This is a genomic window from Corynebacterium amycolatum SK46 (assembly GCF_000173655.1).
In the GTDB taxonomy this organism is placed as follows: Bacteria; Actinomycetota; Actinomycetes; order Mycobacteriales; family Mycobacteriaceae; genus Corynebacterium; species Corynebacterium amycolatum_A.
The window spans coordinates 101708-124151 of sequence record NZ_ABZU01000001.1 but is presented as its reverse complement, the minus strand read 5'-3'; the positions used below and the strand labels follow the sequence as shown (position 1 = coordinate 124151).

Annotated in this window: 20 protein-coding genes; 16 read left to right on the top strand and 4 right to left on the bottom strand. The window is 59.6% G+C overall.

Features of this window, described 5'->3' with window-relative positions:
- The first annotated feature begins 3 nt into the window (after positions 1-3).
- Complete coding sequence (locus CORAM0001_RS00535) at positions 4-1470, top strand: cobyric acid synthase (RefSeq protein ID WP_005509615.1); 1467 nt, start codon at positions 4-6, stop codon at positions 1468-1470.
- Here CORAM0001_RS00535 and mtr read toward each other — a convergent pair.
- Both mtr and CORAM0001_RS00525 read right to left on the bottom strand, forming a co-directional pair.
- A complete protein-coding gene (gene mtr / locus CORAM0001_RS00530; RefSeq protein WP_050773560.1) occupies positions 1467-2906 on the bottom strand; it encodes a mycothione reductase in 1440 nt (479 codons plus the stop codon). The two genes, CORAM0001_RS00535 and mtr, sit on opposite strands and share 4 nt — an antisense overlap.
- A gap of 67 nt (positions 2907-2973) precedes the next feature.
- Complete coding sequence (locus CORAM0001_RS00525) at positions 2974-4014, bottom strand: alpha/beta hydrolase (protein ID WP_005509326.1); 1041 nt, start codon at positions 4012-4014, stop codon at positions 2974-2976.
- Between the two features lie 163 nt (positions 4015-4177).
- On the opposite strand from CORAM0001_RS00525, the gene mqo reads away from it, so the two are divergent.
- The 7 genes from mqo to CORAM0001_RS00490 all read left to right on the top strand — a co-directional run bounded on the left by mqo (position 4178) and on the right by CORAM0001_RS00490 (position 11056).
- Positions 4178-5674: a malate dehydrogenase (quinone) gene (mqo, locus tag CORAM0001_RS00520; protein ID WP_005509360.1), complete on the top strand. Its 1497-nt coding sequence runs from the start codon at positions 4178-4180 to the stop codon at positions 5672-5674.
- Between the two features lie 93 nt (positions 5675-5767).
- Positions 5768-6925, top strand: a complete 1158-nt coding sequence (locus CORAM0001_RS00515; RefSeq protein WP_040360675.1) for a magnesium chelatase ATPase subunit I — start codon at positions 5768-5770, stop codon at positions 6923-6925.
- Positions 6926-7031: 106 nt separating this feature from the next.
- Positions 7032-7709 (top strand): vWA domain-containing protein, encoded by a 678-nt coding sequence (locus tag CORAM0001_RS00510; protein WP_244261952.1) that lies wholly within the window; start codon positions 7032-7034, stop codon positions 7707-7709.
- On the top strand, positions 7690-8310 hold the full coding sequence (gene cobO / locus CORAM0001_RS00505; RefSeq protein WP_040360795.1) for a cob(I)yrinic acid a,c-diamide adenosyltransferase: 621 nt from the start codon (positions 7690-7692) through the stop codon (positions 8308-8310). Before CORAM0001_RS00510 ends, cobO begins: the two co-directional genes overlap by 20 nt.
- Entirely contained in the window at positions 8304-9680 is a 1377-nt protein-coding gene (locus CORAM0001_RS00500) for a cobyrinic acid a,c-diamide synthase CobB (protein ID WP_005509449.1), read from the top strand. The genes cobO and CORAM0001_RS00500 overlap by 7 nt, the downstream gene beginning before the upstream one ends.
- Positions 9681-9690: 10 nt before the next feature.
- On the top strand, positions 9691-10782 hold the full coding sequence (gene cobA, locus CORAM0001_RS00495) for a uroporphyrinogen-III C-methyltransferase (protein WP_005509566.1): 1092 nt from the start codon (positions 9691-9693) through the stop codon (positions 10780-10782).
- On the top strand, positions 10775-11056 hold the full coding sequence (locus tag CORAM0001_RS00490) for a hypothetical protein (RefSeq protein WP_100066760.1): 282 nt from the start codon (positions 10775-10777) through the stop codon (positions 11054-11056). Before cobA ends, CORAM0001_RS00490 begins: the two co-directional genes overlap by 8 nt.
- Here CORAM0001_RS00490 and CORAM0001_RS00485 read toward each other — a convergent pair.
- Entirely contained in the window at positions 11053-11790 is a 738-nt protein-coding gene (locus CORAM0001_RS00485) for a YaaA family protein (protein ID WP_050773572.1), read from the bottom strand. The two genes, CORAM0001_RS00490 and CORAM0001_RS00485, sit on opposite strands and share 4 nt — an antisense overlap.
- Before the next feature lie 60 nt (positions 11791-11850).
- Here CORAM0001_RS00485 and CORAM0001_RS00480 point away from each other — a divergent pair, with 60 nt between their 5' ends.
- The gene (locus CORAM0001_RS00480; RefSeq protein ID WP_005509715.1) at positions 11851-13623 is read left to right on the top strand and encodes a proline--tRNA ligase; all 1773 of its coding nucleotides are present in this window, start codon (positions 11851-11853) and stop codon (positions 13621-13623) included.
- 13 nt (positions 13624-13636) lie between these two features.
- On the opposite strand, the gene CORAM0001_RS00475 is transcribed toward CORAM0001_RS00480, so the two are convergent.
- Entirely contained in the window at positions 13637-14602 is a 966-nt protein-coding gene (locus CORAM0001_RS00475) for a DUF4439 domain-containing protein (RefSeq protein WP_005509689.1), read from the bottom strand.
- Between the two features lie 101 nt (positions 14603-14703).
- Between CORAM0001_RS00475 and rimP the strand changes: the two genes are divergently transcribed.
- The 7 genes from rimP (at position 14704) to CORAM0001_RS00440 (ending at position 22443) form a co-directional block, all read left to right on the top strand.
- Positions 14704-15276 (top strand): ribosome maturation factor RimP, encoded by a 573-nt coding sequence (rimP, locus tag CORAM0001_RS00470; RefSeq protein ID WP_005509582.1) that lies wholly within the window; start codon positions 14704-14706, stop codon positions 15274-15276.
- Complete coding sequence (gene nusA, locus CORAM0001_RS00465) at positions 15273-16259, top strand: transcription termination factor NusA (protein WP_005509434.1); 987 nt, start codon at positions 15273-15275, stop codon at positions 16257-16259. Before rimP ends, nusA begins: the two co-directional genes overlap by 4 nt.
- 171 nt (positions 16260-16430) lie before the next feature.
- Entirely contained in the window at positions 16431-16823 is a 393-nt protein-coding gene (locus CORAM0001_RS00460) for a YlxR family protein (protein ID WP_005509324.1), read from the top strand.
- 129 nt (positions 16824-16952) lie between these two features.
- Positions 16953-19796, top strand: coding sequence for a translation initiation factor IF-2 (infB, locus tag CORAM0001_RS00455; RefSeq protein ID WP_005509673.1), 2844 nt, complete (start codon positions 16953-16955; stop codon positions 19794-19796).
- Between the two features lie 20 nt (positions 19797-19816).
- Positions 19817-20545 carry a hypothetical protein gene (locus CORAM0001_RS00450; RefSeq protein WP_081451073.1) on the top strand — a complete coding sequence of 243 codons (729 nt, stop codon included), beginning with the start codon at positions 19817-19819 and terminating at the stop codon, positions 20543-20545.
- 362 nt (positions 20546-20907) lie between these two features.
- A complete protein-coding gene (gene rbfA, locus CORAM0001_RS00445) occupies positions 20908-21339 on the top strand; it encodes a 30S ribosome-binding factor RbfA (protein ID WP_005509635.1) in 432 nt (143 codons plus the stop codon).
- A 42-nt stretch (positions 21340-21381) separates the two neighbouring features.
- On the top strand, positions 21382-22443 hold the full coding sequence (locus tag CORAM0001_RS00440) for a DHH family phosphoesterase (protein WP_005509569.1): 1062 nt from the start codon (positions 21382-21384) through the stop codon (positions 22441-22443).
- Position 22444: the final 1 nt, after the last annotated feature.

Genomic DNA, 22444 nt, shown 5'->3' with positions numbered 1-22444 from the left:
GTCGTGCTGGCTCCCGCAGCTCTGATTGCCGGCTGCACCTCAGATGCCGGCAAATCAGTTCTGGTCGCCGGCATGTGTCGGCTGCTCGCGCGCCGCGGTGTGAAGGTCGCACCCTTCAAGGCGCAGAACATGTCCAACAACTGCGCTGTTACGCTCGACGGCGGCGAGATTGGGCGCGCGCAGGCTCTGCAAGCGTTGGCCTGTGGGCTGGAGCCGGATGTCTCCTTTAACCCGGTACTTCTCAAGCCGGGCTCGGACCACACCAGTCAGGTGGTGGTGAAGGGCAAAGCCGATGGGCATGTGAGCGCACTGACGTACCGGTCGCGGAGAAAAGCGCTACGTGGAGTAGTTGCGGAGACATTGGAAGAGCTGCGGGGGCAGTTCGATGCCGTCCTGTGTGAAGGCGCTGGCAGTCCTGCCGAGGTCAATCTGCGAGAGTCAGATATTGCCAACATGGGGTTGGCAGAGCTCGCTGATTTGCCGGTTGTAGTCGCCGGTGACATTGACCGCGGTGGGGTGCTTGCACATTTCGTCGGCACGCATGCAATCCTGAGCCCCGAAGACCGCGCGCGGATTACCGGATTTATTGTCAACAAGTTCCGGGGCGATGTTTCGCTGTTAACTCCGGGATTGGACGTGGTGCGCGAGCACACCGGCGTGCCCGTACTCGGCGTAGTGCCTTTTATTCCAGGGCTGTGGGTCGATGCGGAGGATTCGCTCGGCACAGTCGCCGGTGCGTCGGTAGGGCCGGCGAACGCACCGCTGGGCATGGAAACGTTGTTCGTGGCAGCCATCCGCCTGCCGCGCGTGTCCAACGCCACCGATATCGAGGCGCTTGCCTGTGAACCAGGGGTACACGTGCAGTGGACAGTCGATCCGTCGGTCGTTGCTCGCGCCGACCTGGTCGTGTTGCCCGGAACGAAGTCGACGGTCGCCGATCTCAAGTGGTTGCGCGACCGTGGGCTTGACGACGTACTGGAGAACCGAGCCGCCCGGGGGCTGCCGCTGATTGGCATCTGCGGTGGGTTCCAAATGCTCTGCACCACCATCACTGACACGGTGGAGTCGATAGCCGGGACGGTGAACGGGCTTGGCGTGTTCGATACCGACATTGAATTCGCGGGGACGAAGACGCTGGTGAGCCACCCGGATGGCTCTTACGAAGTCCACAATGGACAGGTTGTGCGAAGCAGTGAGGCGCCCTTTATCACTGAGCCTGAAGAAGAAGGGGCGCGGCGTGGCATGGTGATGGGCACGCACCGCCACGGCTACCTGGAAAATGATCAGGCGCGCCGTGAGTTACTGATGGAAGTTGCAGATGCCGTCGGACGGGACGGCTTTGAGGTCAGCTCTACCACTTCGTTTGCCGCAGAACGGCTGCGGCAGGTCGACCTGTTGGCCGATGCAGTCGAAGAGTACCTGGCTGGGCCCGCATTGGCCCAGGCCACAGGTATTGAGCAGTTGGGCTAGCTGTCGAACTCCAGACCCAGGATCGCGTTTTCGATCAGCTCTGGCAGTGCTGGGTGGATCCAGTGCTGGCCCTTGACAACTTCGCGCACATCCATTTCGAAGCTCATCATCTGGATGCACTGCTGCACTAGGGTGGCGGCCTGCTCGCCGATGAAGTGCGCACCCAGCAGGCGGCCGGTGGCGCGGTCCGCAATCAATTTGGCAAAGCCGTCGCGATCCTCCAGCGCCCAGCCGTAGGCGACATCGCCGTAGTTCTGTACCTTCACGGTAATGTCCGTGCCATTTTCCGCAGCCCAGGCGCGAGCTTCGTCCTCGGTCATACCGACCTGACCGATCTGCGGATGTGAGAAGACTGCCGACGGAATGTAGCGGTGGTCAAATTCGCGCAGGTCGGACGGGTTCAGCACATTGTGGAAGACAACCTTGGCCTCATGGTTGGCAATATGCTTCAGCTGGTACGGGCTAGAGACGTCGCCCAGCGCCCACACACCTTCGGCAGAGGTGCGACCGTACTGGTCAACCTTGATGCGACCATCGTCGTGCATCTCCACACCACCGGCTGCAAGGTCCATACGGTCACCGTTGGGGATGCGTCCGGTTGCCACTAGCAGGGCATCGGCTGCGAGCTCCGTGCCGTCGTCAAGCGTGGCCGTGACAATCTCGCCCTCCTGGGAGAGCGCAGTGATGGAGGTGTTCATACGGATGTCAATGTCGCGGGCGGCAACCTCGTGGAAGCGCTCGGAGATGGCGGCATCTGAGCCACGCAGCATGACATCGGAGCGCACCAACATGTGCACCTTCGTACCGAAGGAGGCGAAGACGTGCGCGAACTCGCTGGCGATGTAGCCGCCGCCGACGACAATCATTTCGCGTGGGAGCTTGTCGACGCGCATGATGCTCTCGTTGGTGTAGTAATGCACCCCGGACTCTGCGATGAGGCCCGGAACCTGAGGGCGGGAGCCTGCAGCGATGATGATGTTGTCGGCTGTGATGTCGACGGTTTCCTCACCGATGCCGGTGCGAATAGTGCGAGGGCCGATGAATGTTGCGTGGCGGTCGTAGACATCGATATTGGGAGTCTCGTCCCCACGTCGGTAGGCCTCGCCGCCGTCGGCAATCTGGTCGACTCGCTGGGCGAAAACGCGATCCTGGATTTGCTTGAGATCAACGGAATCGAAGGTGCCGTGCACGCCCAGGCGGCTGGCCTCGCGGATGTTGCGGGCGGCATCAGCGGCCAGAACGAACATCTTGGTGGGAATACAACCAACGTTGAGACAAGTACCGCCGAAACGTCCTTCCTCCACCAGAGCGATACGGACATTGTCGTAGTCCGGGGCCGGAATGGAATTGCCGGACCCGGTTCCGATAATGATGACGTCGTAGTGGCGTGGGGTAGTCTCAGGGGAATTCTCAGTGGTCACAAGCACTCCTAGCATTCTGGTCAAACTAGTTTGGTTCAACCGTACTGAATGCTGATTTATTCCGAGCTCCTACCCTGTGCTCCTATTTCGAGCTGCCTCCCGGCTTGACCGTGGCAAGGAACTGGAAGGTCTCATTAAAAGCGCGGTCAAGTGCTTCGGGCGCGGAGAGATACACGTCGTGGAGGGCGCCCGGAATCGCGACGTTGCGAGCCTGCGGACCCAGGTGGGCAGTGGCATCGGCAATTTGTTCAGTGTTGAGAACAGAGTCAACGCGACTGAGTTCCGGGGTGTAGTCGGAGCCGAGAAGATAGTTGTCCGAGTGGAGGACGAGCGTCGGCACGCCGGTGTCGATACCGCGGCTGACACGTTGCTGGCCGACGATGATGGCATTGAGCCAACGCCAGTTCTTGTCATGTCCAGCCAACGGCTTGAAAGTGCGGTTGTACTCCCAGCGTCCCTGGTGGTCGGCACTAATGGATTTGCCATAGCCGCCTGCAGACTGCACCGGAATGAGACTGTTGGGGCGAATTCGCGCCATAACACGAGTCACCAGCGAGTACACGGGAGCCTTTGCCCGGGAAACGTGCAGGGTCAGCCACGGTGAGTTCAAGACGGCAGCCGTGACGGAAATATTGGGTGCTTGAGGGCAATGGCCGCCTGTGCTTCGTAACCAATCGAGCCAGAGCACGGCAATGAGACCGCCGGTGGAGTGCGCATTAACAGTGACAGTTGTATGGCCGGCGTGGTCTAACACCGCGAGTGCGCCGTTGAGATCCTCGAAGTAATTCGTTAGCTCGCTGCAGCCATGCCAAGTCTGCCCCGGTTCGTGAGCGCGCCCGCACTTACGCAGGTCAATGGCGTAAAAGGCGTAGCCTTCGGCGTGGTACCGCTCCGCTACGTGCTTCTGGAAGAAATAGTCCGACATCCCGTGAATCCATAGAACCGCCGGGCGTTTTTGGAAGTCGCTTGCCGACGAGTCGGGGCAGTAGCGGACCAATACCGCGCGTACGGATCCCTCACCGTCGGGGTCCTGGCCGAGTTCGATGACATGTTGGCTGTAGCCCTCGCCTAGGTTATCGGGGTTAAAGGTGGGGGTAACGAAATCGGGAATATCGGTAGTCACGGGGTCAAGCCTAGCGCCGATTACCGGGGGTAGTGGGAATGTGTGCCACAATAGATTATGGACTGAGACGGTAGCTCTCTTTTGCGTCTTTAGTTGTGTGCGCGCATGTGAGCGAGCGCTAGTTTGAATCACTAATCAAGTTAGTAAGGATGTTGACAGCAAAATGGCTGATAACAAGCTTCCTGCTTCCAGTGGCGACGAGGTAGATGTCGTCCTCATCGGTGCAGGTGTAATGAGTGCGACGCTGGGTGTGCTGCTCAAGGAGCTCGAGCCATCCTGGTCACAGGTTCTGTTCGAGCGTCTCGATCAGCCCGCCAAGGAGTCCTCCTCCCCGTGGAACAACGCTGGTACCGGCCACTCTGCGCTGTGTGAGCTGAACTACACGCCGGAGAAGAACGGCAAGGTCGACGTCACCAAGGCCAAGACCATTAACGAGCAGTTCCAGGTGTCCCGTCAGCTGTGGACCTCGCTGATTGAAAACGGCACCCTGACTGACCCGAAGGAATTCATCAACCCAGTTGATCACACCACCTTCGCTCAGGGCCCGGAGCAGGTGGCGTTCATGCGTCGTCGCTACGAGGCACTTGAGAAGGAGCCGCTGTTCCCCGGTCAGGAGCTCATTGAGGATCCGGACCGTTTCGCTGAGTACCTTCCGCTGATGTCCGAGGGTCGTGACTTCTCCAAGCCGGTCTCCGCTATTCGTAACCCGAATGGTACGGACGTTAACTTCGGTGCACTGACCAAGCAGTACCTGGCCGCGCTGTCCGATATGGGTACTGAGATTCGCTACGGACACGAGGTCACCGGTCTGAAGCGCGACGGTTCCAAGTGGATTGTCACCGTGAAGAACCTGCACACCAAGGACGTTCGCACCCTGGTTTCCAACTTCGTCTTCGTCGGTGCCGGTGGTGACGCACTGCCGCTGCTGCAGAAGGCTCGTATTAACGAGATTCGTGGTTTTGGTGGCTTCCCGGTCTCCGGCCAGTGGCTGCGCTGCACCAACGAGGAAGTCATTGCTAAGCATGATGCCAAGGTCTACGGTAAGGCTTCCGTCGGCACGCCGCCGATGTCGGTTCCGCACCTGGACACCCGTGTTATCGACGGCAAGCGTGGCCTGCTCTTTGGTCCGTACGCCGGTTGGAACATGAAGTTCCTGAAGAACGGTAACAACCTGGACCTGATTAAGTCCCTGCGTCCGGCCAACCTGCCGTCCATGATCGGTGTTGGTGTTCAGGAGATGGGACTGACCAAGTACCTGATTACTGAGGTTCTGAAGGACTTCGACGCACGAATTGAGTCCCTGCGTGAGTACGTCCCGAACGCTCGCCCAGAGGACTGGGAGCTGATTGTCGCTGGTCAGCGCGTTCAGGTTATTAAGCCGATGAAGGCTCCGGTCTTCGGTACCCTCGAGTTCGGTACCGCTGTCATCAACTCGTGGGACGGCACCATTGCCGGCCTGATGGGTGCATCCCCGGGCGCTTCCATCGCTCCGGCCGTGATGATCAGCCTGATTGAGCGCTGCTTCGGTCGCCACATGGGCAAGTGGGCTCCGAAGCTGAAGGAGCTCGTCCCGTCCTACGGTACGCACCTGGCTGATGACCCGGCTCTGTTCAAGGAGGTCTGGGAAGCTTCCCAGAAGACCCTGAAGCTGGAGCGCTAATTACTCGCTGAAGAGCTTCAAAGAGTTCAACTAAGCCAACATTGTTCTACCCCGCTTTGAGCCATCCGTTCGCAGTGGGGTAGAACTGTGTTTATGGAAAAAATCACGTCAGCGGCCACTGCTCAAACAGAGCCCACTTTTCCTTTTACTGCGATTGTCGGGCAGCAGCGACTACAGCTTGCGTTGATTCTGACCGCCCTATCCCCGGAGATTGGTGGCGTGGTCATCCGCGGTGAGAAGGGCACAGCCAAGACCACTACGGTCCGTGCGTTGGCACCATTTCTCAGCGGATCGTTGGTGAACCTGCCACTCGGCGCGACGGAAGATCGAGTCGTAGGCTCCATCGATGTGGAGACCGTCCTGACGACCGGACACGCACAGTTCAATCCGGGACTACTCAGCGCGGCTGACGGTGGCATTCTCTATGTCGACGAGATTAACCTGCTGCCGGATCACCTCGTTGATTCCGTTCTCGATGCCGCTGCCACCGGTCGCGTGGTTGTCGAACGCGATGGCATCTCGCACTCTGCAACTTCCAAGTTCGTGTTGGTCGGCACGATGAACCCAGAAGAGGGCGAATTGCGTCCCCAGCTTCTCGATCGCTTTGGTCTCGCTATTGACGTCACCGCATCCAAGGATCCGGCTGTCCGCGCGGAAATCGTCGCCCGCCGCCTCGATTTTGACGCCGACCCGGAGAGCTTTGTTACGCGGTTCGCCGCCGACGACGCGGCACTACACGCTCGCATCGATCGCGCACGCGCACTGCTTGACGACGTTGAATTGACTCCCAGCATTCTCGGTCAAATTGCCACCGTGTGCGCTGCTTTTGATGTGGACGGTATGCGTGCCGACATCGTCATTGCACGTACCGCCCGCGCTCACGCTGCCTGGCGAGTAGCCGGGGACGAGTCGGCGCAGCCCGAACCGCGCAATCCAATTGAGATCACTGCGGAAGACATTAAGGTAGCTGCAGAAATGGCACTGCCGCACCGTCGTCGCCGTGACCCCTTTGATGAACCAGGACTGGACCAGGAACAGCTCGACGATGCTCTGCAGGATGCAGAGGAGCAGTTCCGAGATGACCAGAATCAGCCAGAGTCGGATTCGGAGACCTCAGACCAGCCCGAAGTCAAATCTGAGCCGGTCTCCCAGTTCGACTCCAACTCCGAACCTCAGGAGCCGCAACAGTCGAGTTCTGCGGGATCGAAGGGAGGTCGCGCCGCTAAAGGCGCCCCCTTTCGCCGTTCGTAAAATCAGCGTTGACGGTGTCGGCCAAGGGGATTCCGGCCGACGTTCCAAGGCCATTGGCCCGCGGGGCAGCACCATTGGTGCCGAGCGGGGAGGCCATGGTCTCCACGTGCCGGCGACAGTGCTGGCGGCGGCCAATCGTGGCGCCCGCATAGGCGACTCCATGATCCCCCTGGAACCGACGGACGTTCACGGCGCTATCCGACAGGGAACTGAGTCCAATCTGGTCGTCTTTGCCGTGGACACCTCGGGTTCCATGGCCGCACGCGATCGACTGGCGGCCGTTACCGGCGCGGTCACTTCGCTGCTGCGTGATGCCTACCAAAGCCGCGACAAAGTCGCTGTCATTACTTTCCGCGGAAATAGCGCCGAATTGGTTTTACCGCCGACGAAGTCTATTGACACCGCAGTTCGTCGCCTCGCAGATGTCCGCACTGGTGGCCGAACCCCATTGGCCGAAGGACTGTTGAAGGCACACGAAGTGGTGGTTCGGGAAGCCCATAGGGAGCCCACACGGCGCGCAATTATGGTGTTGCTCTCCGATGGCCGAGCAACGGGTAAAAATGGCCTGCAGCAGGCAAGGGCTGTGGCCGCAAAGATTCGTCGTCAAGCGTTGGCGGCGACGGTGGTTATCGACTGTGAGCGCTCTCGCGTGCGGCTGGGGCTGGCACAGGAACTCAGCGTGGAATTGGGTGCGAACTGCATAAACCTCTCCGAACTCAATGCCGAAGCCGTGGCGGGCGTGGTCCATGCCTATCATCGAGACCATGGCACAAGGAAAGCTTGACCCCAAATCAATTCCCAACGATGGACTGACCACCAGGCAGCGTCGCATGATTCCGATTACTGCGGTGCATACGGGCCCAGGAAAGGGCAAGTCCACTGCGGCATTCGGTATGGCGATGCGCGCGTGGAATCAGGGGATGAATATTGGTGTCTTTCAGTTTGTGAAGTCGGCAAAGTGGAAGGTTGGCGAGGAAGCTGTCATGCGCCGGTTGGGCGAGCTTCACGACGACACGGGAGAGGGCGGCCCGGTCGAATGGCACAAGATGGGCGAAGGCTGGTCTTGGTCGCGTAAGCAGGGCACTGAGGAGGATCATGCTGCAGCTGCTGCCGAGGGCTGGCAGGAGATTAAGCGGCGCCTGGAAAATGAGGTGCACGATTTCTACGTCCTCGACGAGTTCACCTATCCAATCAAGTGGGGTTGGATTGATGTCGACGATGTGGTGGAGACGTTGAAGAACCGTCCCGGTCGCCAGCATGTGGTGATGACTGGCCGCGATGCGGATCCGAAGCTCGTGGAGGTCGCGGATCTGGTGACGGAAATGACCAAGATTAAGCACCCGATGGATGTCGGACGTAAGGGACAAAAGGGTATCGAGTGGTAGCGCCTGGAATTGTTATCGCGGCCACAGCTTCAGGCACGGGAAAGACGACAATCTCGACGGGTCTGATGCGTGCACTGTCGCGCCGTCACGCGGTGGCACCTTTCAAAGTCGGACCCGACTATATTGATCCGGGGTATCACGGAGTCGCCGCTGGTCGTCCCGGGCGCAATCTGGATTCCTTTATGTGCTCGCCTGAGATGATTGGGCCGCTCTACGCACACGGAGCTGCCGACAGCGATATTGCGGTGGTCGAAGGTGTTATGGGGCTCTTCGACGGCCGCATTGGTGACGACCCGCTGTCGGTGGTGGGGTCGACGGCCGAGATTGCCTCGCTGCTGGGACTGCCGGTGGTGTTGGTAATTGATGCCCGGCATATGTCGCAGTCGGCGGCGGCTGTTGTCCACGGTTTCTCCACGCTTCGCACTGACGTCCGTGTCAGTGGCGTGATTATTAATCAGGTGGGCAGCCCGCGGCATGCGGACATTATTACCCGTTCTGTGGAAGCCATGGGGGTCGAGGTGCTCGGCGCTATTCCGCGAGTGACTGATATTGAGGTGCCCAGCAGGCATTTGGGTCTGGTCACTGCAGTCGAACAGGGTGAGCAGCTAGAAACGGTCATTGAATCGATGGCCAACTTGGTGGAGACCTACATCGACATCGACCGGATTATCCAGCTTGCCCGGCAGCCCTATCCAGCTGAGCCATGGGACCCCGCACGGTTCGTTGCACCGCTGGCTACTCAGCGCCGTGTGCGCGTGGCGGTCGCGGCGGGCCCTGCGTTCTCGTTTACCTACGCAGAGCACCGTGAGCTATTGCGGGCCGCTGGAGCCGAGGTCGTGGATTTTGACCCATTGGTTGACGAACTGCCGGAAGCCGAAGGCTACATTGTGCCCGGTGGATTTCCGGAAGAGCATGCCGACGCGCTATCTGTTCGTGATGACATTCGCCGCGATCTACGTCAGGCTGCCGACGATGGTGCGTTGATTCACGGTGAGTGCGCCGGGCTGCTCTGGCTGCTTGAAGATCTCGGTGGGCGCCGTATGTGTGGCATCATCCCGGGGCGAGCGCACATGGCACGGCTGAAGCTGGGGTACCGAGAGGCTGTGGCTCTGACTGATTCTGCGCTGTGCCCGGTAGGAACGCGCGTGCGTGGTCACGAGTTCCACAAGACAGCCCTCACCGATGACACCGCAAGCGTCGCTGCTGCGGCCGGGTGGCAACCAGCCTGGGGTTGGCGTGGATATCAAGGTGAGACAGTTCGCGACGGCTTCGTTTCTGAGTCTGGGCGGATTCATGCCGGTTACCTGCATGTTCATCCGGCGGGTGCGCCGGGGAACGTCAGTCGTTTTGTCGCTTCGTGCGCCGGGTAAAGTATTAGCTATGAGTTTGCTTCTCAAAGACTACGGTGTGTTGGTGATTGGCGGTTCCACGGCTGCAGAGCGCGTGATTCCTCGGTTGTTGGACTCTGGCGCTGATGTCACTGTGTGTGAAGGTGGGGAAGTAACAACTGCGATTGAGGCTTGGGCTGCAGACGGCCGTATTACTTTGACCCGCACCGGTTTTACCGAGGCGATGAGCTGGGGCAAGGCTCTCATGGTCTGCTGTGACGAGGCGTTGCTACGTGAGGTGACGCTCGAGGGACACCGCCGAGGTATTCTCGTCGACGATGAAACCGGGTCTTCGAGCCCGCTTACTCCTGTGGCGCTGACTGGCCGTCGCGCGTCGCGAGCTGGGGACCTCGCTGGGCAGGTCGCACTCGTAGGCGGTGGCCCGGGCGATCCTGGTCTGATTACCGTTGAGGGGCGTCGCATGCTCCGGCTTGCCGACGTCGTCGTTGCAGACCACCTCGGTCCACTGTCGCTGCTCGGTGACTTGGAGCCGGATGTCGAGATTATTGATGCCGGCAAGCTTCCTTACGGTCGCGCCATGGCTCAGGAGCGCATCAATGAACTGCTAGTTCATCGTGCCCGCGAGGGCTACTTTGTGGTTCGGCTCAAGGGCGGCGATCCGTACATCTTCGGCCGCGGTTTTGAAGAGCTTCAGGAGCTGCAGAAGGCAGGGGTACCGGTTCGCGTTGTGCCGGGTATTACCTCGGCGCTGGCGGTACCGGGAACGATTGGCATCCCAGTTACCATGCGTGGCGTCAACCACGAATTCACTGTCGTGTCCGGTCACGTCCCACCGGGGCACAAGACGTCCCTGGTCAATTGGGATGCGCTGGGCCGGATGCACGGCACTATTGCCATCATTATGGGAGTTAAGAACGGGCCGAAGATCGCCGAGGCTCTGATGAAGGCCGGCCGCAGCCCGAAGACTCCGGCGGCGGTCATCCAGGACGGTACGCTGCCGAATCAGAGGTCGCTACGCTGCACGCTCGGCGAGCTTGGCGAGAGAATGGTCGAAGAGGCAATCAAGCCGCCCGCCGTTATCGTCATCGGTGAAGTCGCCGGTCTGGATGAAGGCGATGAGTAAGAACAACAAGTCGAGCAACAACAAGTCGAAGAAACCAGAGCCAGAGCAGGAAAAGGCAGGGCTTGTTACTCGACTGCTTGCCGACGATCAGCTGCGTAGCGCTATCTGGATGGGCGCTGCGACCTTCCTGGTGTTCTACCTCGGAGCCATGATCATCTTCCGTCTCCTTCTCCTCGGCGGAGAAGGCTCGCGATACGACAGCATTTTCATCGCTGTCATTGCGCTCATTGCTGCCATTGTGGCAGGTCGGAAGCGCTACAACGACGACATTTAGTTTTCCGGGACGCGGAAGATGAGGCTGTCGTCGTCAAGCGAGACGTCGTATCCTGCGGCGCGCGCGATATCGACGGCCTCTGTGGGGGAGGTCGGTGCCGTGTCGGAAAGGGCTATGGCGCGGGCAAATAGGCCCTTGTAGTGCTTGTTGAAGTGGCTGACGATTTTGCCCTCGGCGGTGAGCACGGTCATCGTTGTCGCGGTCTTGGCTTTGCCCAAATTGGCGTAGGTGCCGGAGCGAAGGTCGATGAGGAAGTCGACGTCATTGAGAGCTTCGGTGATGGCGGTGCCCCAACGGCGCTTCATCGTGGGAGCTGCGTCGGCAGGCTGATCCGCGAAGGGGAGCTTGACCGTGCCGGAGAGACGGTAGTGGGGGATGAGGTCGTCTCCGCCAATGACACCGAAGAGCGCTGACCCGATGGCGAGTCGAGCACGGCCGGTTTCTGGCAAATCGCTGGGGGAGAGTGCGTCGTAGAGCACCCCGGTATAACGCTCGAGAGCCGGCATGGTCGGCGACTCTAGGAGTGCGGCATTAGCCGTGACCTCGTCAGCAAGACGTGGCCCCAACTTAAGCGTTTCCATCGCGGCTTCCCTGTTCGCGCTTAGCGCCACGAGATCGGCCGCAATTCGCTCGCGGACGGGGTTGAGAGAGCTGAAGCTCAGCGAGGAAAAGTCCACTGCGGGATGGCTGCCACCAGTGGCTTTGGTTTCAGATGGGGGTAGGACTACGAGCATGGGCACCATAGTAATGCCCCGCATGTTGCGAAGAATGATTGACGGGTAAAATCAGCATTCATGATTACGCGAATGTCCCAGCTGTTCCTGCGCACACTGCGCGAGGATCCTGCTGACGCCGAGGTCCCTAGCCACAAGCTGCTCGTCCGTGCCGGCTACATCCGGCGAACTGCCCCTGGTGTGTACTCCTGGCTACCACTGGGCTTGAAGGTTTTGCGCAACGTAGAGAAGGTTGTGCGCGAGGAGATGGAAGGCATTGGCGCACAGGAGCTGGCATTCCCTGCACTGCTCCCGCGTGAACCGTACGAGGCGACGAACCGGTGGACCGAATATGGCCCCGAGCTGTTCCGTCTGAAGGATCGCAAGGGCGCAGACTACCTGCTGGGGCCGACGCACGAAGAGATGTTCGCGCTGGCTGTCAAGGATCTTTTCAGCTCCTACAAGGATTTCCCGACAACGCTTTTCCAGATTCAGACCAAGTACCGCGACGAGGCCCGCCCGCGCGCGGGTATTCTGCGTGGCCGCGAGTTTGTGATGAAGGACTCCTACTCCTTCGACATGGACGACGAGGGGCTAGAGAATTCTTATCAGCAGCACCGCGGTGCCTACCAGCGAATTTTTGACCGACTGGGCATCAAGTACGAAATCTGCCACGCCACCTCCGGCGCTATGGGCGGTTCGGCTTCCGAGGAGTTCCTGGCCGTCAGCGAAAATGGCGAAGACTCCTTCGTAGTCTCCACCGACGGTGAGTACGCCGCCAACGTTGAAGCCGTGAAGATTCCGGCAGTCGAACCGCAGCCGATTGAGGGACAGCCGGAGGCGAAGGTTTACGAGTCTCCGAACTGCACCACCATTGCAGCGCTTGTCGATTGGGCCAATGGTGCGGATCTTGGACGCGAGGTCACCGCTGCCGATACTTTGAAGTGCGTTCTCGTCGCCGTCGACCCGAAGAAGGTCGATAAGGAGGGCAATGCCCTGCCGGAACAGCTCACCGCAATCCTGGTTCCCGGTGACCGTGAGGTCGATGAAAAGCGTCTCGAAGTCGCATTTGAACCGGGTGAGGCGCGCTTGCTGGAGGACAAGGACTTCGCAGCTAATGACTTCCTGATCAAGGGCTACGTCGGCCCGCAGGGGCTCGCCGATCGCGGTGTGAAAGTCCTAGCTGACCCACGCGTGGCGGAGGGAACGAATTGGATTACTGGAGCCAACGAGGAGGGCAAGCACATCGTCGATGTGGTCGCTGGTCGCGACTTCCAGATTGACGGTATTTGCGATGTCGCAGAGGTGCGTGACGGTGACCCGGCTCCGGAGGGACACGGCACGCTAAAGATCGAGCGTGGCATCGAGATCGGTCACATTTTCCAGTTGGGCCGCAAGTACACCAACGCCTTTGAAATCGACATCCTTGATGTCAACGGTAAGCGTGCTCGTCCGACGATGGGGTCCTATGGCATTGGCGTGTCCCGCCTGGTCGCTGTCCTCGCAGAACAGCAGTTGGATGAAAAGGGCCTCAAGTGGCCAGTTGCCGCAGCACCGTACAAGGTTCACATCGCTGTGGCCGGCAAGAACGCCGAAGCAGCTGAGGCTGCGGAACAGCTGGCGGAAGACCTCAGTCAGCAGGGCATTGAGGTGCTTTTCGACGACCGTCCGAAGGTCAGCCCCGGTGTGAAGTTCAAGGACGCCGAGCTGTTGGGTATGCCGTTTGTGGTCATCTTCGGCCGTGGCTACGCGGACGGCAAGGTGGAGCTGCGTAACCGCCTGACCAACGAGACTGACGAGGTCGCCGCTGATGGCATTGCAGCTCACGTCGCGGAGCTGGTTAGCAAGGCTTAGAGTCTCGGCAGCGTTAGAGTCCCGGCAGTGGCTCTAAGTTGTTGCCACCTAGCGCTGCCGCTCCGGCGGCAGCTACGCCAGCTGCCTGCAGCGCGAACATACGCATCCCAGGGTTATTAGCAGCGAGCAATACGTCTTCCCACGCCTGGGCGCAATAGCGCTCCAACGCGATCATGTAATCGACGGGTGCCGTATCTGGCGAAGGAGCACCTTCCGGCATATAGCCAGGTGCGCTCTCCGGCACCTCAACGTCGGAATCCTCCAAAATAAGTCGGACACGATCGCGCAAAATTCGGTGGCGCTCGCCACGGGCCAAAAGCGCAGTAGTGGTATCGCCTCCGACACGTGGTGCGGCTACGCCGACGCCGTAAATCATCATGTATTCGGCTTGCAGTGCCTTAGTCATCTGCTCTTCGGCACCCGAGATTTCATCCCTGTCACTGGGAATCAATGGGACGAGCTCCTCCCACTCAGCGCCCGCAGCACGCAGGGCGAGGACGATACCACCATCGACAGCCGTGGCAAGGCGCGCAGTGTGCTCTTCCCGCAATGCAGTGCGTGAATCCAGGGCCTTCGTCAGTATGGGACTGTTCCGTGAGTCCGTGAGCAGCAGCTTCGCGTCGGCGCCGGCAATCAGGGAACCAGGGACCGCGACGTCGGAACGACACTCCTCGACAGACTTGCCATCCTTGCGGGTACCGCAGGCACGCGTGATTTCCGCATCTAGCTCGGTCACCTGCGCGGAGCGTACGGCAGCGAGGTCCGGATTGGCGTCGTTAAGCGAATGTGCATCGCGCGCCGCGAGCGCGTGGAGAACCTCAATGGCGTAATCCGGGCGTGGTGCCACCAGATGCGAGCACGCGGAGAGCGCGGGCAGTGATCCCACGGCGAGGGCGGCAGCGAGGAAGCCACGGCGCGAGAGAGTACGAGTGCGACGCGCTGCGGAAGCAGAACTAGGGGCGGGAGGTTCAACAATCACCTCACTATGGTGCCACGGCGGGCGGCACTTTGTGTCAATGCGGTGTGGGGAAAGTGCCCAAGTGCGCGGTTACGAGTACTTGACCTGTAGACTCTACGACTATGGCGATACCCGCACCCGAGAAAATTGAACAGTTTGTGAGCCCGGCGCTCGCACAAATCGGCCTGGATGTTGAAGATGTCAAGGTCGTTCGCGCCGGCGCTAAGTCACAGGTCATTGTGTTGATTGATGCAGATGAGCGTCCTGACCTCGATGTTCTGGAACAGGCCACGCATGAAGTATCTTCGGCTCTGGATGCCGCGGAGGCACGTGGTGAAGCCGACTTCGGTGCTCAGGGCTACACCTTGGAAGTTTCCACTCCAGGTATTGACGCACCGCTGACTCAGCCTCGGCACTGGCGTCGTAACCGTGGTCGTATTGCGGAGATTTCGCTTGCCGACGGTTCCGCGATTGCAGCCCGCATCGGTGCGCTGTCGCCGGATGAAGAATCCATCATTCTAGTTACCTCTAAAGGGCCAAAGGGGCGTTTGAAGGCTGTTGGTCAGCGTGTCCAATTAACCAATGTGGCCCGTGCAGTGGTACAAGTTGAATTCTCTAATCCGCCCGCAGCTGAGAAAGATTTTGCGGGACTAGACTATGACGATGCCTTGACCAGGCTGGAGGATAACAAGTGAAGATTGAACTAGCTGCCCTGCGAACCTTGGAGAAGGAAAAGGGCATTCCTGTCGACGAAATGCTGGGACTGGTCGCCCGGGCATTGCGTGAAAGCTACCGTAATACCACCGCACCGGCACAGTATGCGCGCGTCGAAATCGACCGTGAGACCGGTGACGTCATAGTCTTTGCCCAGGAGCGAGACGACGAGGGCAATCTCATCTCCGAATGGGACGACACTCCGGAGGACTTTGAGCGTACCGCTGCATTCGCTGTTCGTCAGACCATCCTTTCGCGTCTGCGGGATGCCGAGAGCGACAAGGTTCTCGACGAATACGCAGACCTGTCTAACCAGGTCATTTCCGGCGTGGTCCAGCGTGATGTCTATGCCAATGAAAAGGGTATTGTCGTCGTCCACATCGGTTCGGAGGCCAATGGTCGCGACGGTATTCTGATGCCGGCTGAGCAGCTGCCGGGTGAGGAACTCAAGCACGGTGACCGCATCAAGTGCTACGTCGTCGGTGTGAACAAGACGCCGCGGGGTGTTGCGATTCATCTGTCGCGCACGCACCCGGAGCTCATTCGTAAGCTCTTCGAACTTGAAATTCCGGAAGTTGCCGATGGGGCAGTGGAATTGATTTCGATCGCACGCGAGGCTGGTCACCGCACCAAGGTTGCTGTACGGCCCACGGTCAAGGGCCTTAACGCTAAGGGCGCCTGCATTGGGCCTCGTGGTCAGCGTGTGAGCTCGATTATGAATGAGCTCAAGGGCGAGAAGATTGACATCATCGACTACGACGAGGATCCGGCGAAGTTCGTTGGTAACTCGCTGGCGCCAGCCAAGGTAGTTAGTGTCAAGATTTTGGACATGGATGAGCGACGTGCACACGTTGTGGTGCCCGACTACCAGCTCTCTCTTGCTATCGGCAAGGAGGGACAGAATGCCCGTTTGGCGGCTCGTCTGACCGGCTGGCGAATCGATATCCACTCCGACGCGGAGTAGACGCAACGTCAGCGTCCCAGCGGTTGCGAAAACGGCGGGAAAGTGCCTAGGGGGTTGGCACTTTTCCGCCTTTTCGGGTTATGCTGGGAGGTGGCCAAACGACAAGGCGTGATTTTCCTATGCGAATTTTCGCGCTGAATTTCTTAGCAGGAAGGTGGGTGCGTCAGGAGTATGACGACTTCGCGGGTGCTAAACCCGAATTCGACAACTCATACACCTGCACCCACACGTACCTGTATTGCAACTAAGCAGCGCCGCAATTGCTCGGAGCTGCTGCGCATTGTCGCTACCACCCGTTCAGATGGCTCAGTAGCTGTCGTTGCTGATCCGCATCGTCGGATGCAGGGACGAGGTGCCTGGATTACCCCAACACTAAAAGCTTGGGAGATCGCCGACAAGCGCCGTGCATTTGGCCGCGCACTGAAGGTATCTACGCAGGTAGATGCGTTTCCGGTTAAACAGTTTATCGCCACGCACTACGAAGCGGCGGAGGGTTTCGCCCCCGCTGACGATGCGCGTGTCGCTAAGCAGGGAGGCAGGAAAAATGACAACAGAAAGACCTGAACACTGATGAGCACACGATGAAGCATCAGCGATGAACGGCAATAGATAAGAGGGAGCCCTGCAGGCGCTCTCGGTGCGCGGACGAATCCGCCATCGGGCGCTGCTCGGCCCCCACTAGTGAGGAGAGCAGTGTCCGGAAAGCTACGTGTCCATGAGCTCGCTAAGCAGCTCGGGGTCACCAGCAAAGAACTACTCGCCGAGCTAAAGGCTCAGGGCGAGTTTGTTAAGACCGCTTCTTCGACGGTGGAACCACCCGTCGTCAGGAAGATGAAGAAGGTCTACGAAGAGAAGAATGCTGGCGCAGGTGCTGACGCGTCCGCACAGACCCCAGCGACCAAGGCTGCAGCTAAGCCTGCTGCAAAGCCTGGTGCCAAGCCAGCAGCTAAGCCTGGTGCCAAGCCTGCTGCAAAGCCGGGTGCTAAACCTGCTGCAAAGCCTGGTGCCAAGCCAGCAGCAAAGCCAGGTGCCAAGCCTGCTGCACCAGCGGCAGCAAAACCGGGTGCCAAGCCAGCTGCAAAGCCAGGCGCTAAACCTGCTGCACCAGCGGCAGCAAAACCAGGTGCCAAGCCAGCTGCACCGTCCCGTTCGCCGAAGCCGGGACAGGAAATGCCACGTCCGCCGAAGCCTGCTGGCCCGAAGCCGGGGCCGAAGCCAGGCGCACGCGCACCGCGTGTGGCGAACAACCCATTCTCGACCGGCGGATCCTCCCGTCCGGCACCGCGGCCGTCCAACATGCCGCGTCCGCAGGGTGGAAACGGCCGTCCGGGCCCGAAGCCGGGTGGACGCCAGGGTGGCCCTCGCCCGCAGGGTGGAAACGGCCGTCCGGGCCCGAAGCCGGGTGGACGCCAGGGTGGCCCTCGCCCGCAGGGGGGACAGGGACGCGGTAATAAGCCAAGCGGCAATCGTCCGACTCCGGCAATGATGCCTTCGCACCCGAACCCGGGGCAGATGCCTGCAAAGGCAAGCCGCGGCGGCGGTGGCGGTGGCTTCGGCGGCCGTGGTCGCGGCCCGGGTGGCGGACCGCGCGGTGGTCGCGGCGGACGTCGTGGTGGAACCGCAGGTGCATTCGGGCGACCAGGAGGCGCCCCGCGTCGCGGGCGGAAGTCGAAGCGCCAGAAGCGCAACGAGTACGAGGCAATGCAGGCACCATCCGTGGTGGGCGGCGTTAAGCTGCCTAACGGTAAGGGCAAGACCATTCGCCTCGCACGCGGCGCATCGCTTTCCGACTTCGCTGAGAAGATTAATGCCGATGCCGCAGCACTGGTTCAGGCATTGTTCAACCTCGGTGAAATGGTTACGGCAACTGCATCGGTGTCCGACGAGACCCTGCAGCTGCTCGGTGACGAGATGGACTACAAGGTCCAGGTTGTTTCGCCTGAGGATGAGGACCGCGAACTGCTTGAGTCCTTCGACCTCCAATTCGGTGAGGATGAGGGCGACGATGAGGACCTGGAACAGCGCCCGCCAGTGGTAACTGTGATGGGTCACGTCGACCACGGTAAGACGCGCCTGTTGGACACGATTCGTAAGGCCAACGTCGGTGGCCACGAGTCCGGTGGTATTACCCAGCACATCGGTGCCTACCAGGTGCCGGTGGAGCTCGAAGGCGAGAAGCGCAAGGTTACCTTCTTGGATACCCCGGGTCACGAGGCGTTTACCGCCATGCGTGCTCGTGGTGCCAAGTCGACCGATATCGCGATTCTGGTTGTCGCAGCTGATGACGGCGTCATGCCGCAGACGGTTGAGGCTATTAACCACGCCAAGGCCGCTGATGTGCCGATTGTCGTTGCAGTCAACAAGATTGATAAGGAAACTGCAGATCCGCAGAAGATTCGTGGTCAGCTGACTGAATACGGTCTCACTGACGAAGAGTGGGGCGGCGACACTATGTTCGTCGATATCTCCGCTAAGCAGGGCCTCAACATCGATCAGCTTCTCGAAGCAGTGCTGTTGACTGCCGACGCTTCGTTGGATCTGCGCGCCAACCCGGATATGGACGCTCAGGGTGTCGCCATCGAGGCTCACCTTGACCGCGGCCGTGGTCCGGTGGCAACCGTTATCGTTCAGCGCGGTACGTTGCGCGTCGGTGACTCCATCGTTGTCGGTGACGCATATGGTCGTGTTCGCCGCATGGTCGATGAGTACGGCAACGATGTCGATGAGGCCGGTCCTTCCCGTCCGGTTCAGGTGCTCGGCCTGACCTCCGTACCGGGTGCTGGTGACAACCTCCTGGTTGTTGACGAGGATCGTACGGCCCGCCAGATTGCAGACCGCCGCGACGCACGTCGTCGTAATGCACTGCAGGCACGTCGTCGCAAGCGCGTCTCCCTGGAGAATTTGGACGAGATCCTGAAGGAGACCAACACCCTCAACCTGATTCTGAAGGGCGACAACGCCGGTACCGTCGAGGCACTGGAAGAAGCCCTGCTCAAGATCGAGGTCGACGACGAGGTCGCGCTGAACATCATCGACCGTGGTGTCGGTGCTGTTACTCAGACCAACGTCACGCTGGCTGCTGCGTCTGACGCCGTCATCATCGGCTTCAACGTTCGCTCCGAGGGCAAGGCCACCGAGGTTGCCAACGCTGAGGGCGTTGACATCCGCTACTACACGGTGATTTACCGTGCTATCGAGGATGTCGAGTCTGCTCTGAAGGGCATGCTCAAGCCGGTCTACGAGGAGAAGGAGATTGGTCGTGCAGAGATTCGCGCCATTTTCAAGTCCTCCGCAGTTGGCCTGATCGCCGGCTGTATGGTCGAGTCCGGCAAGGTCCGCCGCAACGCGAAGGCTCGCCTGGTTCGTGACGGCAACGTCATTACGGATTCGGCGACTATCGAGTCGCTGAAGCGAGAGAAGGACGATGCTACCGAGGTCGCAGCCGGTTACGAGTGCGGTATGGTGCTGTCTTACCCGGACATCCAGGTGGACGACGTTATCGAGGTCTACGAGATGGTCGAGGTTCCGCGCACGTAGCAACGTAAGCTAAACACTGCGTGAACTTTGATAAGGCGCTCCCTTCGGGGAGCGCCTTTTTGCGTATCGTGTTCGTTATGGGCTTCAAAACTAATCTCTTTGCACTCTCGGATGAACTGCCGCGAACGAGTATTTTGAATTATCCTCCTGCGAGCGCAGAGGAGACGCTTGCGCAATTGGACAAGATTTGGCCAGGGAGATTCGCCTTTGATTCCGAAGAAACTATTGAGGATGGTCATAATTGGTACTTCCACGCAGTAGCGTTTGGGCCAACGCTGCTTTTCGGGACCGACGACGTATACGACCTTATTGAGGACCCAGCGTTGGCGAACGATCCTCGCGAAAGTTGGTCACTGTGCATCAATAGTGTTGTCGATTTCTGCCACTACAAGACTCCTACCAGGGAATTAGGAGCAAGCTGCGAAGACTATGATTTTGACATGCAGCGGTTTTTCAGCTCTGGAAGACTGTTGGATTTCGAGGTACCGTTCGCTAACGGTGAACACGTCGAGGTACTTCATCCGACGGATGTGGCTGAATGGGAACAAACCCATGGCAGTGTGGCGCCCAAGGATAGAAACGGTGAGGTAAGTTACCTTTTCCATCCGCTGGATCTAGGTAATGCTGCGGTTAAATGGATTTTCGGCATCGAGGGAGAAACACCGTTGCAGGACAGCGTGATGGATTCACTGCCTGACTGCTCTCATATTAATGGGTTACCGATGTACAACTTCGTGGAGCGCGGTTAAGAGCGTACTGGGTAGGCCGCGTTTCAGCTGCGCAATTCCGTAGTAGCGACTCCCCATGCCGTCGATGGTATCGACGGTGGCGGCAGTGTTGTCGTGATGATTCATGGGGTATGAACAAAGGGCAAGCGTGCGGCGAAGCAAGTGACTGCACCCGGTAGACGGGCTCAGGCGAAGTCGCGAAATATACGGTTCGAAGTTGAGTAGTGTTTTGCGTGTTAGTATTAGCAGTCCTTTGTATTGAACCGTTTTGCCGGATCCCAAATGGGTCTTTGTCAGCGAAGGGGCGCCTCAGGCTCCACGCTATATGGGGTCTAGCTACGAATCGTTACGCACAGGTATAGATAGATAGGGAGTAGCCAAAAATGGCAGATCCAGCACGCGCGCGCAGGCTGTCCAAGCGTATTCAGGAGATTGTCGCCAGTGCAATTGAGCGTGAGATTAAGGACCGGCGGCTGGAGTTTGTGACTATCACCGACTGCCGCGTCACCGGCGATTTGCACGACGCCACAGTTTTCTACACTGTGCGCGGACGTACGCTCGACGAGGAACCGGACTACGAGTCGGCCGCAGCAGCGCTGGAAAAGGCGAAGGGGCAGCTGCGTTCCCTGGTCGGTCGTGGCACCGGTGTGCGCTACACACCGACGCTGGCTTTTGAGGTTGACACGGTGCCGGAGATTTCCGCGCACCTTGAGGAGCTGCTCGATAAGACTCGCGCGCGCGACGCGGAATTGGCTGAGCAGGCTAGAAACGCAAAGCCCGCAGGCGATGTCAACCCATACCGCGACGAGGAGTAAAACTCTCCACCGGCCACATCTATCGATGAAAGGGGCACCCACGTGACCACTTCTCCGCAGGCTCAGGAGCAGGCAGCTCACCAGCTTTCCCAGGCGATTAATCGCCGCATGTCCAAGCCGATTCAGCAGATGCAGGATATGCTTGCCGACGCTAAGAAAGTCGGCGTCATTGCCCATGTTCACCCCGATGCGGATGCGATTGGCGCTGCATCTGCGATGGTCATGGCTCTTGTACAGCGTGGCATTTCGGCTGTCGCCAGCTACGGTGAGAGCGATTTGCCAGCTAAATCGCTGCTGACTATTCCCGGCTGGGAGCGATTTGTCGAATACACGGACTTGGATGAAGACATTGACACGTGGGTGACTGTCGACTGCGCAAGCCCGGGGCGCCTCGGTGCGCTGGAAGATCGCGTGATGGCCTCCGATCGCGTTATCAATGTTGACCATCACGCGACCAACACTCGCTTTGGGGCCGTCAATATGGTTGATGAACTGGCAGAGTCCTCGACCATGGTGCTCCTGGACTTCTTCGGTGTCTGGGGTATCAAGCTGACCACGCCGATGGCTCATGCTCTCTACGCCGGGCTGCTGACGGATACCGCGTCGTTCCAGTTCGGCCGTTCTCGCATGCACACTGCAGCGGCGCGCCTGCTGGATAAGGGGCTCGATCCGCGCACGATTGGTGCACAGCTGCTGGAAGAGCATCCGTTTGCCTACCTGCCGTTCCTGGGCAAGGTGCTTTCCACCGCGACATTGGTGCCCGAGTGGGGCGACGGCGCTGGCCTAATCCACGTCGTCATTGAGCACGACCAGACCGCCGAAGTTGGCCACGATGAGATTGAATCGGTCGTGGACATTGTGCGTACGACTAATGCGGCCGACGTCTGTGCTGTACTTAAGGAGTATGAGCCAGGCCAGTGGGCGGTCTCGCTGCGTTCTCGAGAGCTTGTCGATGTCTCCCAGGTCGCCCTGGAAATCGGCGGCGGTGGCCACGAGCGTGCCGCCGGTCTGACTCGCGAGTGCAGCAAGGATGAGCTGCTGCAGGCCCTCCTGGACACCAGCGATGTCGCAGCCCAGGTACGACGAGGCACGAGCGAGGCCTAGG

Coding starts and splice junctions, on each gene's coding strand:
- CORAM0001_RS00485 (WP_050773572.1), bottom strand. CDS start 11,790: ATGCTCGTAGTCCTACCCCCATCTGAAACCAAAGCCACTGGTGGCAGC.
- rimP (WP_005509582.1), top strand. CDS start 14,704: ATGGCGATACCCGCACCCGAGAAAATTGAACAGTTTGTGAGCCCGGCG.
- mtr (WP_050773560.1), bottom strand. CDS start 2,906: ATGCTAGGAGTGCTTGTGACCACTGAGAATTCCCCTGAGACTACCCCA.
- CORAM0001_RS00490 (WP_100066760.1), top strand. CDS start 10,775: ATGAGTAAGAACAACAAGTCGAGCAACAACAAGTCGAAGAAACCAGAG.
- CORAM0001_RS00480 (WP_005509715.1), top strand. CDS start 11,851: ATGATTACGCGAATGTCCCAGCTGTTCCTGCGCACACTGCGCGAGGAT.
- CORAM0001_RS00515 (WP_040360675.1), top strand. CDS start 5,768: ATGGAAAAAATCACGTCAGCGGCCACTGCTCAAACAGAGCCCACTTTT.
- CORAM0001_RS00460 (WP_005509324.1), top strand. CDS start 16,431: ATGACGACTTCGCGGGTGCTAAACCCGAATTCGACAACTCATACACCT.
- cobA (WP_005509566.1), top strand. CDS start 9,691: ATGAGTTTGCTTCTCAAAGACTACGGTGTGTTGGTGATTGGCGGTTCC.
- rbfA (WP_005509635.1), top strand. CDS start 20,908: ATGGCAGATCCAGCACGCGCGCGCAGGCTGTCCAAGCGTATTCAGGAG.
- mqo (WP_005509360.1), top strand. CDS start 4,178: ATGGCTGATAACAAGCTTCCTGCTTCCAGTGGCGACGAGGTAGATGTC.
- cobO (WP_040360795.1), top strand. CDS start 7,690: ATGGCACAAGGAAAGCTTGACCCCAAATCAATTCCCAACGATGGACTG.